Origin of the sequence: Streptomyces aureoversilis (genome assembly GCF_042657885.1) — a bacterium.
Classification (GTDB): domain Bacteria; phylum Actinomycetota; class Actinomycetes; order Streptomycetales; family Streptomycetaceae; genus Streptomyces; species Streptomyces aureoversilis.
This window is the reverse complement of the sequence record NZ_JBHSKJ010000033.1, coordinates 1-17,800: the sequence shown is the minus strand read 5'-3', so window position 1 is coordinate 17,800 and position 17,800 is coordinate 1. Positions and strand designations below refer to the sequence as shown.

Here is a 17,800-nt window from a genome sequence, read left to right as displayed (position 1 = left end):
CGTCATTCCAGAACGTCATTCCGGCACATCATTCCGGCACGTCATACCGGATTCCGGCTTTCCGGCTTTCGGCTTTGAACAGCACCACAGAGGGTGGGGACACATGGCAGACCACGGTGGAGAGCTCGTAGTCAACTACAGCTCCCTTCAGACCACGGCCGCCGACATCAAGAAGGCCGCGGGCGTGATCGAGCGCGAGCTGGAGGTCATGCGCAGCGCCGTGAACAAGGTCGCGGCCGGCTGGGAGGGCGAGGCCCACCAGATGATGCTGCAGGTGGACGCGGAGTTCCGGCGGCGGAGCGCGCACATCCAGGAGACGCTCAAGCAGGTCGCGGACCTGGTCCTGAAGGGTGGCGAGCACTTCCACGCGACGGACAAGAAGGCGTCGCAGCTGTTCGACATCAGCTACTGATCCGTTCCGCTGATCCGCGTCCGCTGATCCGCTTCACAGCACTCCGGGGGCGGCCGACCGGGAATCCGGCGGCCGCCCCCGGCTCGTTCTCACCTGGTCACCTGGTCACCTGGTCACCTGGTCACCTGGTCACCGGCCCACCGGTCTACTTCAGATCGAACTCGCCGTCCCGCGCCCCCAGCACGAAGGCCCGCCACTCGGCCGGGGTGTAGCGCAGCACGGTGCCGGGGTCGGTCGAGGACCGCATGGCCACGGCGCCATCGGAGAAGTAGGCGATCTCGACGCGTTCCTCGTCGTCCTTGGCCTCGGGCGCACTCAGCCATTCGAGACCGGAGATGTCGCGTGCGTACAGCTCGTCCTTCTCGCGTTCGTCCATGGGACAGGGGCCGCCTTTCGGGTGCGCAATTCCGCGGGATCGCTGTGGCATGAGGCCAGTTGACGCCTGCAGGGACGACGACTCCTGCAGGGACAGCATTCGTGGGCAGCGTACTCCGGATGGATCCGTGGCAGAGGAGATTCGCAAAGCGCTCGTACGAAGGGCCGAGCGTGTGGAAAATGCCCCTCCTTGACGGCTCTCCTGCCGCCCCATGCCCCCGCTCCGTGCCCCCGCCCCGTCCTCCCGCCTCGTGCCCCTCACATCTCCTCCGGCACCCACCCCACCTGCACCAGCGACACGCCCCTCTTCCGGGACACGAAGTACCCGCGCCCCGGGGGCATCCCCTGCGGCCGCACGCTGCCGAGCAGGTCGCCCTCTCCGGGATCGCCGGACAGGAGGACGCCCTGGGCGCCCAGCTCCTTCACGCGCTGCATGAAGGGCTCGTACATCGACCGGGAGGCACCGGCCGAGCTGCGCGCGATGATGAAGCGCACCCCCACGTCGCGCGCGAAGGGCAGGTTCTCGGTCAGGGCGGCCAGCGGGTTGCCGCTGCCGGTGGAGACGAGCTCGTAGTCGTCGACGATGACGAAGAAGCGCGGGCCGGACCACCAGCTGCGGTCGCGCAGCTGCTGCGGCGTGATGTCCGGCTGCGGGGCGCGGCGCTCCATGAGGCGGTTGAGGGCCTCGGCGTGCACCGTCAGGGCCGAGGCGGTCGGCGCGTACTCCAGCAGGTGCGTGCCGGGGACGGCGTCGAGGAGCGTACGGCGGTAGTCGCCGACCACGATCTTCGCCTCGTCCGGGCCGTACCGCTCGGTGATCTGCCGGGCCAGGAGGCGCAGCAGGGCCGTCTTGCCGGACTCGCTCTCGCCGAAGACGAGGAAGAACGGGTCCGTCTCGAAGTCGGCGAAGACCGGTTCGAGGCCGGCCTCGTCGATGCCGAAGGCCACGCCGTGCTGCGGGTACTCGAATCCCTTGGGCAGGTCGTCGGCGCGCAGCCGGCGCGGCAGGAGCCGCACGCCGGGGGCGCCGGGCCCGTCCCATGCCTCGCTGACGGCGCGGACCATGGCGGCGGTGCCGTCCGTGAGGGTCTCGGGGTCGCTGCCGGAGTCGATGCGCGGCAGCGAGGCCATGAAGTGGAGCTTCTCGGGGAGCTGGCCGCGGCCGGGCATCCCGGCCGGGACGTTCGCGGCGACCTTGCGGTCGAAGTCCGAGTCCATGGTGTCGCCGAGGCGGAGCTCCAGCCGGTTGAGGAGCTGGTCCTTGAGGGAGGCGCGCACCTCCATGGTGCGGGAGGCCGTCACCACGACGTGGACGCCGTAGCCCAGGCCGCGCGCCGCGATGTCGGCGACGACCCCCTCCAGCATCTCGTACTCCTGCCGGAAGCCGGCCCACCCGTCGACGATCAGGAAGACGTCGCCCCACGGCTGGTCCGTGATCTCGCCCGTCGCCCGCAGCCGCCGGTACGTGCCGATGGAGTCGATCGCGTGCGCCCGGAAGTACTCCTCGCGGCGGGCCAGGATGCCCGACACCTCGGCGACCGTGCGGCGTACGCGTTCGGGGTCGAGCCGGGACGCCACTCCGCCCACGTGCGGCAGGCCGTCGACGGCGCTCATGCCGCCGCCGCCGAAGTCCAGCCCGTAGAACTGCACCTCGGCGGGCGTGTGCGTCAGCGCGAAGGCCGACACCAGCGTGCGCAGCAGCGTCGACTTGCCGGACTGCGGGCCGCCGACGATCAGCATGTTGCCCGCCGCGCCGGAGAAGTCGCGGTAGAGGACGTCGCGCCGCTGTTCGAAGGGCTTGTCGACCAGGCCGATCGGGACGCCGAGCCGGCCCGGGCGCGGATGCCCGGGCGCCGTGAGGCCGCGGCCCGGCACGGCCGAGAGCGGCGGCAGGAGCTCGTCGAGGGCCGCGGACCGGTCCAGCGGCGGCAGCCACACCTGGTGGGCCGGCGGCCCCTGTCCGTCGAGCCTGCGCACGATGACGTCGAGGACGGTGTCGGCCAGCGCGTCGTCGCCCGGGCCGGGCGCGGCCGGCGTCGCGGGCACAGGGGCGGTGTACGTGACGGGGACGGGCCCGGCGGTGAACAGGACCGGACGGCGCTCGATCGGCAGCGGCCCCGTGCCGGGCCCCGTGCCCGCGTCCGCCCGGTAGGCGCCCGAGACGTACGCGGCCTTGAAGCGCGTCATCTCGTCCGTGCCGAACTTCAGGTAGCCGGAGCCCGGCACCGACGGCAGGTGGTACGCGTCCGGCACCCCGAGCGCCGTACGGGACTCCGCCGCGGAGAACGTGCGCAGGCCGATCCGGTACGACAGGTACGTCTCCAGGCCGCGCAGCCGGCCCTCCTCCAGGCGCTGCGAGGCGAGCAGCAGGTGCACGCCCAGGGAGCGGCCGATGCGGCCGATCTGGATGAACATGTCGATGAAGTCGGGCTTGGCCGTCAACAGCTCGCTGAACTCGTCGATCACCAGGACGAGTGAAGCCAGCGGCTCCAGCGCGGCACCGGCTGCCCGGGCCTTCTCGTAGTCGTGGATGTTGGCGTAGTTGCCCGACGCCTTCAGCAGCTCCTGCCTTCGCTGCAGTTCGCCGGTGATCGAGTCGCGCATGCGGTCGACCAGCGTCAGGTCGTCGGCGAGGTTGGTGATGACGGCCGCGACGTGCGGCATCTGCGACATGCCCGCGAAGGTCGCGCCGCCCTTGAAGTCGGCGAGGACGAAGTTCAGCGTCTCGGAGCTGTGTGTGACCGCGAGCCCCAGGACCAGCGTGCGCAGCAGCTCGGACTTGCCGGAGCCCGTCGCGCCGACGCACAGCCCGTGCGGCCCCATGCCGTCCTGCGCCGCCTCCTTGAGGTCCAGCATCACCGGGGCGCCGCCCTCGCTGACGCCGATCGGCACGCGCAGCCGCTCCGCCGCCGACCGCGGCCGCCACGTGCGCGCCACGTCCACGGAGCCCGCGTCGCCCAGCCCCAGCAGGTCGGTGAAGTCCAGGTTGGCCAGCAGCGGCTCGTCGCCGTCGTCCCCCGTGCCCAGGCGCAGCGGCGCCAGCTGCCGCGCGAGCGCCTCGGCGGCCTCCGCGGCGAGGGTGTCCGGCTCCCCCTCGTAGACCGCGACCTGCGACTCCAGCCGCAGCGAGCCCGGCTGCACCACGGCCGACAGCCCCCCGCGGGGCTCGCCCAGGTCTCCCGTCACCACCTCGACGACGGTCACGCCCTGCAGGCCCTCCGGGGCCGCGAAGACCGAGTCCGCCGGCACCGCGGCACCGTCCAGCACGACCACGACGTGCGGCTGGTCCAGCAGCGGCCGGCCGTCCCGGCTGAACCGCGTACGCCCCTCCAGGCGCGGCCGCAGCAGCTCCTCCAGCTCCGTCAGGTCGTCGCCGATCAGGCGCCGCGCACCGGCCCCGTCCACGGCCCCCGGCACCTGTACGTGCGGCAGCCACTTCGTCCACTCCCAGGACGGCGCCGCGCCCCGTGCCGCGACCACGGCCACGACGAGGTCGTCCGGCGAGTGCAGCGTCACCAGCTGGGCCACCAGAGCCCGCGCCGTGCCGTGCACCGTCTCCGGGTCGCCCGACAGCGTCAGGTGGTAGAAGGCGCGCAACGACAGCGCCACCGGCATGCCGTCCAGCGAGCCGTGCGTCGCCAGGAACTGCTGCATCGCGCCCGTGGCCAGCGGCTCCAGCTCGTCTATCGGAGCCGTCTCCGGCGCCTCCAGGGGCGTCGCGAGCTGCTGCGTGCCCAGCCCGATGCGGACCTGCGCGAAGTCCTCGTCGCTCGCGCGCCGCTCCCACAGGCGCGTGCCCTCGGCCACCACCGACCACAGCTGGTCGGGGGAGGGGTGCAGGTAGAACTGCGCGTCGCGCTGCGCCTTGGCGGTGCGCTGCACGGTGCGCCGCGTCTGCGCGAGGTACTTGAGGTAGTCGCGGCGCATGTCCGCCATCCGCCCCTGCGTGCCCTGACGGTGCCGCACGATCATCGCGATGGTCATGCCGAGCGTCGAACACATCATCAGGACGCCCATGATCTTCATCATCGGGGCGGCGCCCGGCATGAAGAAGTACACCATCGACGAGGCCATGCCGAGCGTCGGCAGGAGCTGCATCAGCAGCCCCTCCTGACGGTCCCTCGGCAGCTCAGGGGGCGCCTCCAGCCGGACCGCCTCGCCGGGCACCTCCGGCGGCAGGGCCCTCGGCGGACGACTGACCACGATCTGGCTCACCGGATGCCTCAACCCCTCCGCACGGCAAGGACAGTTCCGCGCGGCGCACCCCTGTCGCCCCGACGGCGCGGGCCCCATGCGCGGAACGGTGATCCTATCGGCGTACGGGCATACGGCCCCGATAGGGTGTCCGCACATCCGTGCACAGTGAAGCCGCACAGTCGTGCACGCGAAGCCGCACCGTCGTGCACAGTGAAACAAGGGGCCTGATAGGTGAGTACGTCCGCTGCGACCGGCTTCTGCAGAGTGACCGTCGTCGCGCCCGACAGCCGGATCGACGTCGCCCTGCCGGACGACATCGCCGTCGCCGACGTGTACCCGGAGATCCTGCGCCTGACCGGGCAGACCCAGCCCGCCGGCACCCCCACCGGCTACCACCTCGTACGCCGCGACGGCACCGTCCTCGACGGCGCCCGCTCGCTCGCCGCCCAGCACGTCCTGGACGGCGACCTGCTCGCGCTGCGCCCCTTCGCCGAGTCGCTGCCGCCCGCCGTGCACGACGACGTCAGCGACGCCATCGCCTCCGCCGTCACCCGCGACCACACGCTGTGGAGCGACGCCCTGCTGCGCGCCTGCGGCCTGGCGGGCGGAGCGTTGCTCCTCGCCCTCATGGGCCTCGCGCTCTGGTTCGCCGACCCCGTCCGGCACGACATGCACGGCCTCCCCGGCGCCGTCGCGGCCGCCGCCGGCGTGCTGCTGACGGCCCTCGCGGGCGTACGGGCCCGGGTCTACGCCGACCGCGCCTCCGCCGTCGCCCTCGGCCTCGCCGCCCTCCCGCACGTGATGATCGCGGGCTCCGGCATCCTCGGCCCCGGGCCGGGCGAGGGGGCCGGCCGGCTGCAGTTCCTGCTGGGCTGCGCGGCCGTCGTCGTCGCCTCCGCCGTGCTCGTGGCCGCCGTGCCCACCGGCGACGCCCCGTTCGTCGCCGCCTTCACCGCCGCGGCCACCGGCACCGTGGCCGCCTTCTGCACGATCTTCACCGGGGCGGCCCCGTCCGCGGCCGCCGCCGTCTGCGCCGTCGTCGCCATAGGAGCCGTCGCCTTCCTGCCCGGGCTGTCCGCCCGCGCCGCCCGCCTCCCCGTCGGCTACGCCGCGCCCCGCTCCGCGGTCACCGGGGACCGTACGGCCTCCCGCGGCGGCCGTACGGTCCCCGAGCCCGTGGACGCCGCGCTCATCGCCGTCCGGGTCCGCCGCGGCCACGAGCTGCTGCTCGGCCTCGTCGGCGGCTGCGCGGTCCTCGTCACGGCCTCCACCGCCGTCCTCGCCTTCGCCCCCGGCGGCGGCCCCTGGCCCCGTCTCCTCGCCCTGACCGCCGGCCTCGCGATGCTGCTGCGCGCCCGCCTCTTCCGCTACACCGCCCAGGTCGCCGCCGTCCTCGGCGCGGGCCTCGCAGCCCTCGCCCTGCTCGTCCTCGGCCTCGCCCTCCAGCCGGCCGCCGACGCGGGCGCGGGCGGCGGCTCCCTCGACGTCCGTACGCTCTGGCTCGCCGCGGCCGTCACCCTCGGTGGCGCGCTGCTCACCGCCGTGGCGCTGATCGTGCCCGCCCGGGGTCTGTCACCCTTTTGGGGGCGTGTCTCCGATCTCGCCGAGAGCGTCCTCCTTCTCGCGCTCGTACCGCTGTGCCTCGCCGTCCTCGATCTGTACTCGGCGGCGCGCAGCCTGTCGGCCGGATAGGCGCGGACAGGCAGGGACAGGCCGGTAGGCCGGATGAGCCCGGGTGGACCCGGGCGGAGGCGGGCGCCTGCCCCATGCGCGCGCCTCATGCGCCCGCCCCATGCCCCGCCCCATGCGGCCCGCCCAGAGGGAGGCCCCGGGCCCGCCCGAGCCCGCCCCAGGCCCCCTCAGGGCCCGCCCCGGCCCCCGTATCCGGCCCTCCCGGCAAGGGGGACTGGTCCGGGCTGGTACTCTGTGCAACGGCCGTTTGTGTACGCGCCTCCGGAGCGCCCTTCGCGGGTCTCTGGGGACAGCGCCCAGCGGACCCCGCCTCCCGAGTAACGGAAGCTCCCCTGAGTAAGAGACCAGGGGCACTCGGTGGCCAAAAGACACTCAAAAGGAGTATCGCGTGTCGCTCGACGCCGCTACGAAGAAGCAGATCATGGCCGAGTTCGCCACCAAGGAGGGCGACACCGGCTCCCCCGAGGTCCAGGTCGCGATGCTCACCCGCCGCATCTCGGACCTGACCGAGCACCTGAAGCAGCACAAGCACGACCACCACTCGCGTCGTGGCCTGCTGCTCCTGGTCGGCCAGCGTCGCCGCCTGCTGCAGTACCTGGCCAAGAAGGACATCACGCGCTTCCGCGCCCTGGTCGAGCGCCTCGGCATCCGCCGCGGTGCCGCCGGCGCCAAGTAAGACACCGTGAAGGGAGCGGTTCCCACCATCTGGGGGCCGCTCCCTTTGCGTATCTCGTGGAAAGCAGAAGCTTTGTAGTCTGGTTTCCACAACGGCACCTACGCCGAACCGTATGAGGAGGAGCGCTCAGCTCGCCGCCGGTCCTCGGTAGTGGCCCCCGGATCAGGGAAATCCGGGTGCTTCGATCGAAGACCGGCCAGCACAGACGCTCCTCCACCACCGTCCCCGCCACACGGGCCGGGACGTAGACGAGGAGATATCCCTGGTGGAGAACGAGACCCACTACGCCGAGGCCGTCATCGACAACGGCGCCTTCGGCACCCGCACCATCCGCTTCGAGACGGGCCGCCTGGCCAAGCAGGCCGCCGGTTCCGCCGTGGCGTACCTGGACGACGACACCATGGTGCTGTCGGCCACCTCCGCTTCCAAGAAGCCCAAGGACCAGCTCGACTTCTTCCCCCTGACGGTGGACGTCGAGGAGCGCATGTACGCGGCCGGCAAGATCCCCGGCTCCTTCTTCCGTCGTGAGGGCCGCCCCTCCGAGGACGCGGTCCTGACCTGCCGCCTGATCGACCGCCCGCTGCGCCCCTCCTTCAAGAAGGGCCTGCGCAACGAGATCCAGATCGTCGAGACGGTCATGGCGCTCAACCCCGACCACCTCTACGACGTGGTCGCAATCAACGCCGCCTCCTGCTCCACGCAGCTCGCGGGCCTGCCCTTCTCCGGTCCGATCGGCGCCACCCGCGTCGCTCTGATCAAGGGCCAGTGGGTCGCGTTCCCGACCCACACCGAGCTCGAGGACGCCGTCTTCGACATGGTCGTGGCCGGCCGCGTCCTGGAGGACGGCGACGTCGCGATCATGATGGTCGAGGCCGAGGCCACCGAGAAGACCGTCCAGCTGGTCAAGGACGGCGCCGACGCCCCCACCGAGGAGGTCGTCGCCGCCGGTCTCGAGGCCGCGAAGCCCTTCATCAAGGTCCTGTGCCGCGCCCAGTCCGAGCTCGCCTCCAAGGCCGCCAAGCCCGAGGGTGAGTTCCCGGTCTTCCTGGACTACCAGGACGACGTCCTGGCCGCCCTGACCAAGGCCGTCCGCGACGAGCTCGCCCAGGCGCTCACCATCGCCGGCAAGCAGGAGCGCGAGACCGAGATCGACCGCGTCAAGGAGCTCGCCGCCGAGAAGCTCCTGCCGGAGTTCGAGGGCCGCGAGAAGGAGATCTCCGCCGCGTACCGCTCGCTGACCAAGTCCCTGGTCCGTGAGCGCGTCATCAAGGAGAAGAAGCGCATCGACGGCCGTGGCGTGACGGACATCCGTACGCTCGCCGCCGAGGTCGAGGCCATCCCGCGCGTGCACGGCTCGGCCCTGTTCGAGCGTGGCGAGACCCAGATCCTGGGCGTCACCACCCTCAACATGCTCCGCATGGAGCAGCAGCTGGACACCCTTTCCCCGGTGACCCGCAAGCGCTACATGCACAACTACAACTTCCCGCCGTACTCCGTCGGCGAGACCGGCCGCGTCGGTTCGCCGAAGCGCCGCGAGATCGGCCACGGCGCCCTGGCCGAGCGGGCCATCGTGCCCGTGCTGCCGACGCGCGAGGAGTTCCCCTACGCGATCCGCCAGGTCTCCGAGGCGCTGGGCTCCAACGGCTCGACGTCCATGGGCTCGGTCTGCGCCTCCACCATGTCGCTGCTGAACGCCGGTGTGCCCCTGAAGGCCCCCGTCGCCGGCATCGCCATGGGCCTGATCTCCCAGGAGATCGACGGCAAGACGCACTACGTCGCCCTCACCGACATCCTCGGTGCGGAGGACGCTTTCGGCGACATGGACTTCAAGGTCGCCGGCACCAAGGAGTTCGTGACCGCCCTCCAGCTCGACACCAAGCTGGACGGCATCCCGGCCTCCGTCCTGGCCGCGGCCCTCAAGCAGGCCCGTGACGCCCGCCTCCACATCCTCGACGTGATGATGGAAGCGATCGACACGCCGGACGAGATGTCCCCCAACGCCCCGCGGATCATCACCGTCAAGATCCCCGTGGACAAGATCGGCGAGGTCATCGGCCCCAAGGGCAAGATGATCAACCAGATCCAGGAGGACACCGGCGCCGAGATCACGATCGAGGACGACGGCACCATCTACATCGGTGCCGCCGACGGCCCGGCCGCCGAGGCCGCCCGTGCCACGATCAACGGCATCGCCAACCCGACCATGCCCGAGGTCGGCGAGCGCTACCTGGGTACGGTCGTCAAGACCACCACCTTCGGTGCCTTCGTCTCCCTCATGCCGGGCAAGGACGGTCTGCTGCACATCTCGCAGATCCGCAAGCTCGCCGGCGGCAAGCGCGTGGAGAACGTCGAGGACGTGCTCGGCGTGGGCCAGAAGGTCCAGGTCGAGATCGCCGAGATCGACCAGCGCGGCAAGCTCTCCCTCATCCCCGTCATCGAGGGCGAGGACGGCGACAAGGCCGACGAGACCAAGGACGAGTCCGCCAAGTGACGTCCCGTAGTACACGGAAGACGGCCCGCACCTCCTCGGAGGGGCGGGCCGTCGCCCGTACCCAAACGCTCCTCAAGGGCGAGAACGGCATCGGCACGGTCCGCCGCACCACCCTCCCGGGCGGCCTGCGCATCGTCACCGAGACGCTGCCGTCCGTGCGCTCCGCGACCTTCGGCATCTGGGCCAACGTCGGCTCGCGCGACGAGACCCCGGCGCTCAACGGAGCCACCCACTACCTGGAGCACCTGCTCTTCAAGGGCACGGCCAAGCGCAGCGCGCTCGACATCTCCTCGGCCATCGACGCCGTCGGCGGCGAGATGAACGCGTTCACGGCCAAGGAGTACACGTGCTACTACGCGCGCGTGCTCGACACCGACCTGCCGCTGGCCATCGACGTCGTCTGCGACATGCTCACCGGATCGCTGATCGACGCCGCCGACGTCGACGCCGAGCGCGGCGTGATCCTCGAAGAGATCGCGATGACGGAGGACGACCCCGGCGACTGCGTGCACGACCTGTTCGCGCACACCATGCTGGGCGACACGCCCCTGGGCCGCCCCGTCCTCGGCACGGTCGACACGATCAACGCCCTCACGCGCGACCAGATCGCCCGCTTCTACAAGAAGCACTACGACCCGACGCGCCTCGTCGTGGCCGCCGCGGGCAACGTCGACCACGCCAAGGTCGTCCGCCAGGTGCGCGCCGCCTTCGACCGGGCCGGCGCCCTGAGCCGTACGGACGCCACGCCCGTCGGCCCGCGCTCCGGTGCCCGTACGATCCGCACCGCCGGCCGCGTGGAGGTGCTCGGCCGCAAGACCGAGCAGGCGCACGTCGTCCTCGGCATGCCCGGCCTGTCGCGCACGGACGACCGCCGCTGGGCGCTCGGCGTGCTCAACACCGCCCTCGGCGGCGGCATGAGCTCGCGGCTCTTCCAGGAGGTCCGGGAGAAGCGCGGCCTGGCCTACTCGGTGTACTCCTACACCTCGGGCTACGCCGACTGCGGCCTCTTCGGCGTCTACGCCGGCTGCCGCCCGAGCCAGGTCCACGACGTCCTGAAGATCTGCCGCGACGAGCTCGACAAGGTCGCGTCGGAGGGGCTGCCGGACGAGGAGATCAGCCGCGCCGTGGGGCAGCTCGCGGGCTCCACCGTCCTCGGCCTGGAGGACACCGGTGCGCTCATGAACCGCATCGGCAAGAGCGAGCTGTGCTGGGGCGACCAGATGTCCGTCGACGACATGCTGGCGCGCATCTCGGCCGTCACCCCGGACGAGGTCCGTGAGGTGGCCCGCGATGTACTGGGACAGCGTCCTTCGCTGTCCGTCATCGGCCCGCTGAAGGACAAGCAGGCCGCGCGCCTGCACGAGGCCGTTTCTTAGTTCACCGCGGGAAGTAGTTCACCGCTGTAGAGGGGAAGCAGGGACGATGAGCAAGCTGCGCGTCGCGGTCATCGGAGCCAAGGGCCGTATCGGCTCCGAGGCCGTACGGGCCGTCGAAGCCGCCGAGGACATGGAGCTGGTGGCCGCGCTGGGCCGGGGTGACGGGCTGGAGGCCCTGACCGAGGCGGGAGCCCAGGTCGCGGTCGAGCTGACGCACCCCGACTCGGTCATGGACAACCTCGAGTTCTGCGTGCGCAACGGCATCCACGGCGTCGTCGGCACCACCGGCTGGACCGAGGAGCGCCTCGCGCAGCTGAACTCCTGGCTCGACGCCTCGCCGTCGACCGGCGTGCTCATCGCCCCGAACTTCTCCATCGGGGCCGTCCTGACCATGTCCTTCGCCCGCCAGGCGGCCCGCTTCTTCGAGTCCGCCGAGGTCGTCGAGCTGCACCACCCCAACAAGGCCGACGCCCCCTCCGGGACGGCCACCCGCACTGCGCAGCTCATCGCCGCCGCCCGGCGCGAGGCGGGCTGTGCCCCGCAGCCCGACGCCACCACGACCGCCCTGGAGGGCGCGCGCGGCGCGGACGTCGACGGGGTGCCCGTGCACGCCGTACGGCTCCGCGGCCTCCTGGCCCACCAGGAGGTGCTCTTCGGCGACACGGGCGAGACGCTCACCATCCGGCACGACTCGCTGCACCACAGCTGCTTCATGCCGGGCATCCTGCTCGGCGCGCGGCGCGTCACGACGACCCCGGGCCTGACGTTCGGCCTGGAACACTTCCTGGACCTGGGCTGAGCACCGTGCGCGCCAAAATCGTCTACTTCGCCCTGGCCGCCGTCCTGGTCGTCTACTTCGTCCTGGTCGGCAGCCGCGGGGTGATGCTGATCCAGCAGGGCACGGCCGTCACCATCGCCTTCGGGGCGTCGGTCCTGGTCCTGCCGTTCATCGGCGCCTGGTTCCTCTACCAGACCACCAGGTTCGCGCGCGACGCCAACCGGCTGGCGCGGGAGCTGGAGGCCGAGGGCGGGCTGCCGGTGGACGACCTGGTGCGCACCCCCAGCGGGCGCATCGACCGGGACTCCGCGGACGCGGTCTTCGCCAAGCGCAAGGCCGAGACGGAGGACGCCCCGTCGGACTGGCGCACCTGGTTCCGGCTGGCCGTCGCCTACCACGACGCCCGGGACACCCCCCGCGCCCGCAAGGCCATGCAGCGGGCGATCGCCCTGCACGACAGGAAGCCGGTGCGGGCGGAGACCGCATAGGGCGCAGCGACGTCCTGCGGAGGCGGCGTGGGGCGCTGCACGGGGCGGTGCAGGGGCGGCGGCATGGGGCCGCTCGTCATGGGCCCCTCCTGAGCCGCCCGCATGGGGCGGCGTGCGCCCGGCTCGGCGCCGGGCGGCACCGCGTCAGCGGCGGAAGTCCGCCGCCCAGCCCTCGACCGCGTCGCACGCCATCGCGAACGCCTGCGGACGCCCGAGGAAGTCGGCCCCGTGGTCGGTGACCAGCGTCGGCAGGGGGCTGCCGCCCGCGCGCTCCACGACGACCGCCTGTCCCTGCACCGTGCGGGGGAGGCCCAGCCAGCGCACGGGCTGCTGCGCGGTGCGCACGGCCGTCACCTCGGCCCAGGGCACCGTCTTCGCGGACAGCAGCCCCACGTGGCGCAGCCCGTGCTCGCTCACCCAGACCCCGGCCCGCACCAGGCGCACCGCCAGGGTGATCACCAGGACGGCGACGGCGACACAGATGCCCGCCCCGGGCAGGGAGCCGGCCACGGCAATGATCATCGCGGCGAAGAGCACGTACGAGGCGAGCAGCAGCAACAGCGCGGTGACGCCCACGCGCCACGGCCCCGGACGGTAGGGGCGGCGCCAGCGGGCGAGGTCCTCGTCCCGGGCGGGCGGGGCGGCGGCCCCGGCGGCGGGCGCGAGCTCCTCGGCGTCGCGGTCAGCGGTCAGAAAGGGCAGGGGCACGAATTTCCTCACTCGTCAGCAAGCACGCTCGAACGGCTGTGCCCGGTGAGGCTATAGAAAAGGGCGGGACCCGAGCACACCAGGGTCGGTGCGCGGATCCCGCCCGTCATGATCACCCGCAGGTCAGCGGCCGTCCGAGGTCTCGGACCGCTGCGACTGGTGCGTGTCCTGCGCGCTCGGCTGCAGCGACGGCATTCCGAACAGCAGCGCTCCGACCAGCCCCGTCGTCACCGTGAGGCCCACGAGCAGGCGGCCGGCTATCTGCGAGCGGCTCGCGCGTTCTCGGGGCGGCGGCGTGACGTTGCTGCGGTAGCGCTCTGCCTCGGCGACGAAGGCGAACGGCACGGGCTCTCGCCGGCGGAACATGATGGGGGCTCTCCTAGGAACCTCGAAAACTGCTGTCGTACGTAAGGACGATCGAAGCGCGCCGCCGGTGCCCGTTTTCGGCGACTTCTGTGAAAAATCTCAACCAGTGAGCAGCTTGCCCCGTAGCGGCGGGGCCGTCGGCAGCCGAGTGTCAGTGGCGGCCCGTAGGCTGGGCGCCGCCCGAGCCATGCAACTGGAAGGACCCCGCCGGTGACCGACAGCCCCACCGAGACCGCCAAGGAAGCCAAGCCCACGTTTCGCGGAGACGTGACCGTCGAGCTGGTCAAGCACAGCGCTGCCGACTCCGACGTGCTGTGGGCGGCCCGCGTCTCCACCGCCGGCGAGCAGTCCCTGGAAGAGATCACCAAGGACCCGGAGCGGTCCAAGGGGCTGATCAACTACCTGATGCGCGACCGCCACGGCAGCCCCTTCGAGCACAACTCGATGACCTTCTTCATCAGCGCGCCGATCTTCGTCTTCCGCGAGTTCATGCGCCACCGCGTGGGCTGGTCGTACAACGAGGAGTCGGGTCGCTACCGCGAGCTGCAGCCCGTCTTCTACGTCCCGGACGCCGAGCGCAAGCTCGTCCAGGAGGGCCGTCCCGGCAAGTACGTCTTCGTCGAGGGCACCGACGCGCAGCACGAGCTGACCACGCGCGTCATGGAGAACACCTACCGCGAGGCCTACGAGGCCTACCAGGAGATGCTGGCCGCCGGCGTGGCCCGCGAGGTCGCGCGCTCGGTCCTCCCGGTCGGCCTGTTCTCCTCGATGTACGCCACCTGCAACGCCCGCTCGCTGATGCACTTCCTCGGCCTGCGCACGCAGCACGAGCAGGCGGCCGTGCCGTCCTTCCCGCAGCGGGAGATCGAGATGGTCGGCGAGAAGATGGAGGCGGAGTGGGCGAAGCTCATGCCCCTCACGTACGCCGCGTTCAACAAGAACGGCCGCATCGCCCCCTGACCGGGCGGCCCCCGGTCCCGGCGGCCTCGGCACCGGCTCCCGGGGGTGCCGTACGGCCCGGTAACTACGGTGTCCGTATTGCGGCTTTTCGTAGCTTTAATCTAGTCTGAAAAGACGGACCCGGCACTGCTTGAACCCCCGAGCAGGCAGTGCCGGGATCCCTTTGGCACTCCCCGAGGGGGCACCTCACGGTGAGCAACGAGTAGCGTGACCCTCATGGCTCCGACCTCCACACCGCAGACGCCCTTCGGGCGGGTCCTGACCGCCATGGTCACGCCCTTCACCGCTGACGGTGCCCTCGACCTCGACGGCGCTCAGCGGCTCGCCACCCACCTCGTGGACGCCGGTAACGACGGCCTCATCGTCAACGGCACCACCGGCGAGTCCCCCACCACCAGCGATGCGGAGAAAGCCCAGCTCGTACGGGCCGTGGTCGAGGCGGTCGGAGACCGCGCCCACGTCGTCGCCGGAGCCGGCACCAACCACACGCACCACAGCGCCGAGCTGGCCCGCGCCGCCGAGAAGGCGGGCGCCCACGGCCTCCTCGTCGTCACGCCGTACTACAACAAGCCCCCGCAGGAGGGCCTGGTCCGGCACTTCACCGCCGTCGCCGACGCCACCGGCCTGCCGGTGATGGTCTACGACATCCCCGGCCGCAGCGGCGTCGCCATCGACACCGAGACGCTCGTCCGGCTGGCCGACCACCCCCGCATCGTCGCCAACAAGGACGCCAAGGGCGACCTGGGCGCGACGAGCTGGGCCATCGCCCGCTCCGGCCTCGCCTGGTACTCCGGCGACGACATGCTGAACCTGCCGCAGCTCGCCGTCGGCGCCGCGGGCTTCGTCTCGGTCGCCGGCCACTTCGTCGCCGCCGACCTGCGCGCCATGACCGACGCCTACCTGGCCGGTGACGTCCGCAAGGCCACCGAGATCCACCAGAAGCTGCTCCCCGTCTTCACGGGCCTCTTCCGCACCCAGGGCGTCATGACGACCAAGGCCGGCCTGGCCTTGCAGGGACTGCCCGCCGGCCCCGTGCGCCTGCCGCTCGTCGAGCTCACCGAGCAGGAGACCGAGCAGCTGCGGCGCGACCTCACGGCCGGCGGCGTCCAGCTCGGCTGAACCGCCGCCCGGACCGGGAACCGACCGGTCCGCCCACGACTTCACAACTGAATACACCGGATGAAAGACGCCGGACCCCACAACTGAAGATCCAAAAACAACTGCAAGTGCACGAAGGTCACGCGCGCCATATGTCCTGCGGGCATGTGGCGTGCGTGGTGAGGAGAGTCTTTTGAGCCACCCGCATCCTGAACTCGGCCCCCCGCCGAAGCTCCCCGAGAACGGCCTGCGCGTCACCCCGCTCGGCGGCCTGGGGGAGATCGGCCGCAACATGACGGTCTTCGAGTACGGCGGCCGCCTGCTGATCGTCGACTGCGGAGTGCTCTTCCCCGAGGAGGAGCAGCCCGGAATCGACCTGATCCTGCCCGACTTCTCGTCCATCCGTGACCGCCTCGACGACATCGACGGCATCGTGCTCACGCACGGTCACGAGGACCACATCGGCGGCGTCCCCTACCTGCTCCGCGAGAAGCCGGACATCCCGCTGATCGGCTCCAAGCTGACGCTGGCCCTCATCGAGGCCAAGCTGCAGGAGCACCGCATCCGCCCGTACACCCTCGAGGTCGTCGAGGGCCACCGCGAGCGCATCGGTCCCTTCGACTGCGAGTTCATCGCGGTCAACCACTCCATCCCGGACGCGCTGGCCGTCGCCATCCGCACCCCCGCCGGCATGGCCGTGCACACCGGTGACTTCAAGATGGACCAGCTTCCGCTGGACCGTCGCCTCACCGACCTGCCGGCCTTCGCCAAGCTGGGCGAGGAGGGCATCGACCTGCTGCTCGTGGACTCCACGAACGCCGAGGTCCCCGGCTTCGTCCCGCCCGAGCGCGACATCTCGGGCGTCCTGCGCCAGGTGTTCGCCGGCGCCCAGAAGCGCATCATCGTGGCCAGCTTCGCCAGCCACGTGCACCGCATCCAGCAGATCCTCGACGCCGCCCACGAGTACGGGCGCCGCGTCGCCTTCGTCGGCCGCTCGATGGTCCGCAACATGGGCATCGCCCGTGACCTGGGCTACCTGCGGATCCCCGCCGGTCTCGTCGTGGACGTGAAGACGCTCGACGACCTGCCGGACGACGAGGTCGTGCTGGTGTGCACCGGCTCCCAGGGCGAGCCGATGGCGGCCCTGTCCCGGATGGCCAACCGCGACCACCAGATCCGGATCGTCCAGGGCGACACCGTCATCCTGGCCTCGTCCCTCATCCCGGGCAACGAGAACGCGGTCTACCGCGTGATCAACGGCCTGACCCGCTGGGGCGCGAACGTCGTCCACAAGGGCAACGCCCGGGTCCACGTCTCCGGCCACGCCTCCGCGGGCGAGCTGCTGTACTTCTACAACATCTGCAAGCCCAGGAACCTCATGCCGGTGCACGGCGAGTGGCGTCACCTGCGGGCCAACGCGGAGCTCGGCGCGCTGACGGGCGTTCCCAAGAACCACATCGTGATCGCCGAGGACGGCGTCGTCGTGGACCTGGTGAACGGCTCGGCGAAGATCGTCGGCAAGGTCCAGGCGGGTTACGTGTACGTGGACGGCCTCTCGGTCGGCGACGTCACCGAGACCTCGCTCAAGGACCGCCGCATCCTCGGCGACGAGGGCATCATCTCCGTCTTCGTCGTGGTCGACAGCACGACGGGCAAGGTGGTGAGCGGCCCGCAGATCCAGGCGCGCGGTTCCGGCATCGAGGACGCCGCGTTCTCCGCGGTCGTTCCGAAGATCGAGGAAGTGATCGCCAAGTCCGCCTCCGACGGCGTCGTGGAGCCGCACCAGCTCCAGCAGCTCGTCCGCCGGACGATGGGCAAGTGGGTCTCCGACACCTACCGTCGCCGCCCGATGATCCTGCCCGTGGTCGTCGAGGTCTGACCCGCTGACGAGGCGTCTTTGACGCCTCGTCAACCGAACGGACGGCCGCCCCGGCGCCGATTTGCATCCGGGCGCGGCCGTCCAGTAGGTTTACGGCTCCACCGCAAGGGGAACCCCGACACGTTCGTGAACGTGAAGGATCGTTCAGATGGCGGTGGGGAATCCCGACCGGATCGATCTGATAAAGTCGGGATCACCGCCGGAAAGCGAAAGCTGAAAGGCGAAACCCCGCTCCAACAGGGGGCCGGAAACGGAATTCGGACCGACTGCTTCATTGAGAAGCGGAGGGACCGGAAAACGGATC

The 17,800-nt window shown here is 71.2% G+C and carries 14 protein-coding genes; 10 read left to right on the top strand and 4 right to left on the bottom strand.

Features of this window, described 5'->3' with window-relative positions:
- Positions 1-103: 103 nt before the first annotated feature.
- On the top strand, positions 104-412 hold the full coding sequence (locus ACFPP6_RS34825; RefSeq protein WP_168093491.1) for a WXG100 family type VII secretion target: 309 nt from the start codon (positions 104-106) through the stop codon (positions 410-412).
- Positions 413-557: 145 nt separating this feature from the next.
- Here the strand turns inward: ACFPP6_RS34825 and ACFPP6_RS34820 are convergent, their stop codons facing one another.
- Together ACFPP6_RS34820 and eccCa are read right to left on the bottom strand one after the other, a co-directional pair.
- Positions 558-788 carry a DUF397 domain-containing protein gene (locus tag ACFPP6_RS34820; protein WP_168093490.1) on the bottom strand — a complete coding sequence of 77 codons (231 nt, stop codon included), beginning with the start codon at positions 786-788 and terminating at the stop codon, positions 558-560.
- Between the two features lie 257 nt (positions 789-1,045).
- The gene (gene eccCa / locus ACFPP6_RS34815; protein ID WP_382050773.1) at positions 1,046-5,002 is read right to left on the bottom strand and encodes a type VII secretion protein EccCa; all 3,957 of its coding nucleotides are present in this window, start codon (positions 5,000-5,002) and stop codon (positions 1,046-1,048) included.
- A 213-nt stretch (positions 5,003-5,215) separates the two neighbouring features.
- On the opposite strand from eccCa, the gene eccD reads away from it, so the two are divergent.
- The 6 genes from eccD (at position 5,216) to ACFPP6_RS34785 (ending at position 12,485) form a co-directional block, all read left to right on the top strand.
- Positions 5,216-6,676, top strand: a complete 1,461-nt coding sequence (gene eccD / locus ACFPP6_RS34810) for a type VII secretion integral membrane protein EccD (RefSeq protein WP_382050771.1) — start codon at positions 5,216-5,218, stop codon at positions 6,674-6,676.
- 388 nt (positions 6,677-7,064) lie between these two features.
- Positions 7,065-7,352, top strand: a complete 288-nt coding sequence (rpsO, locus tag ACFPP6_RS34805; RefSeq protein WP_045934183.1) for a 30S ribosomal protein S15 — start codon at positions 7,065-7,067, stop codon at positions 7,350-7,352.
- 265 nt (positions 7,353-7,617) lie between these two features.
- Entirely contained in the window at positions 7,618-9,843 is a 2,226-nt protein-coding gene (locus ACFPP6_RS34800) for a polyribonucleotide nucleotidyltransferase (protein WP_168094147.1), read from the top strand.
- Complete coding sequence (locus ACFPP6_RS34795; RefSeq protein ID WP_336010249.1) at positions 9,840-11,219, top strand: M16 family metallopeptidase; 1,380 nt, start codon at positions 9,840-9,842, stop codon at positions 11,217-11,219. The genes ACFPP6_RS34800 and ACFPP6_RS34795 overlap by 4 nt, the downstream gene beginning before the upstream one ends.
- A gap of 46 nt (positions 11,220-11,265) precedes the next feature.
- Positions 11,266-12,018, top strand: coding sequence for a 4-hydroxy-tetrahydrodipicolinate reductase (dapB, locus tag ACFPP6_RS34790; protein WP_382050768.1), 753 nt, complete (start codon positions 11,266-11,268; stop codon positions 12,016-12,018).
- 5 nt (positions 12,019-12,023) lie between these two features.
- Entirely contained in the window at positions 12,024-12,485 is a 462-nt protein-coding gene (locus ACFPP6_RS34785; protein ID WP_382050766.1) for a hypothetical protein, read from the top strand.
- A 144-nt stretch (positions 12,486-12,629) separates the two neighbouring features.
- Here ACFPP6_RS34785 and ACFPP6_RS34780 read toward each other — a convergent pair whose 3' ends face one another.
- Together ACFPP6_RS34780 and ACFPP6_RS34775 are read right to left on the bottom strand one after the other, a co-directional pair.
- Positions 12,630-13,193 (bottom strand): hypothetical protein, encoded by a 564-nt coding sequence (locus ACFPP6_RS34780; protein WP_382050765.1) that lies wholly within the window; start codon positions 13,191-13,193, stop codon positions 12,630-12,632.
- A gap of 123 nt (positions 13,194-13,316) precedes the next feature.
- Positions 13,317-13,559: a hypothetical protein gene (locus ACFPP6_RS34775; protein ID WP_382050763.1), complete on the bottom strand. Its 243-nt coding sequence runs from the start codon at positions 13,557-13,559 to the stop codon at positions 13,317-13,319.
- Positions 13,560-13,769: 210 nt separating this feature from the next.
- Between ACFPP6_RS34775 and thyX the strand changes: the two genes are divergently transcribed.
- From thyX to ACFPP6_RS34760, 3 genes are all read left to right on the top strand, one after another.
- Positions 13,770-14,519, top strand: coding sequence for an FAD-dependent thymidylate synthase (thyX, locus tag ACFPP6_RS34770; protein ID WP_382050761.1), 750 nt, complete (start codon positions 13,770-13,772; stop codon positions 14,517-14,519).
- 216 nt (positions 14,520-14,735) lie between these two features.
- Positions 14,736-15,638: a 4-hydroxy-tetrahydrodipicolinate synthase gene (gene dapA, locus ACFPP6_RS34765; protein WP_382050759.1), complete on the top strand. Its 903-nt coding sequence runs from the start codon at positions 14,736-14,738 to the stop codon at positions 15,636-15,638.
- Positions 15,639-15,810: 172 nt separating this feature from the next.
- Positions 15,811-17,496, top strand: a complete 1,686-nt coding sequence (locus ACFPP6_RS34760; RefSeq protein WP_382050757.1) for a ribonuclease J — start codon at positions 15,811-15,813, stop codon at positions 17,494-17,496.
- The last annotated feature ends 304 nt before the right edge of the window (positions 17,497-17,800 follow it).

Coding starts and splice junctions, on each gene's coding strand:
- ACFPP6_RS34825 (WP_168093491.1), top strand. CDS start 104: ATGGCAGACCACGGTGGAGAGCTCGTAGTCAACTACAGCTCCCTTCAG.
- ACFPP6_RS34820 (WP_168093490.1), bottom strand. CDS start 788: ATGGACGAACGCGAGAAGGACGAGCTGTACGCACGCGACATCTCCGGT.
- dapB (WP_382050768.1), top strand. CDS start 11,266: ATGAGCAAGCTGCGCGTCGCGGTCATCGGAGCCAAGGGCCGTATCGGC.
- ACFPP6_RS34775 (WP_382050763.1), bottom strand. CDS start 13,559: ATGTTCCGCCGGCGAGAGCCCGTGCCGTTCGCCTTCGTCGCCGAGGCA.
- dapA (WP_382050759.1), top strand. CDS start 14,736: ATGGCTCCGACCTCCACACCGCAGACGCCCTTCGGGCGGGTCCTGACC.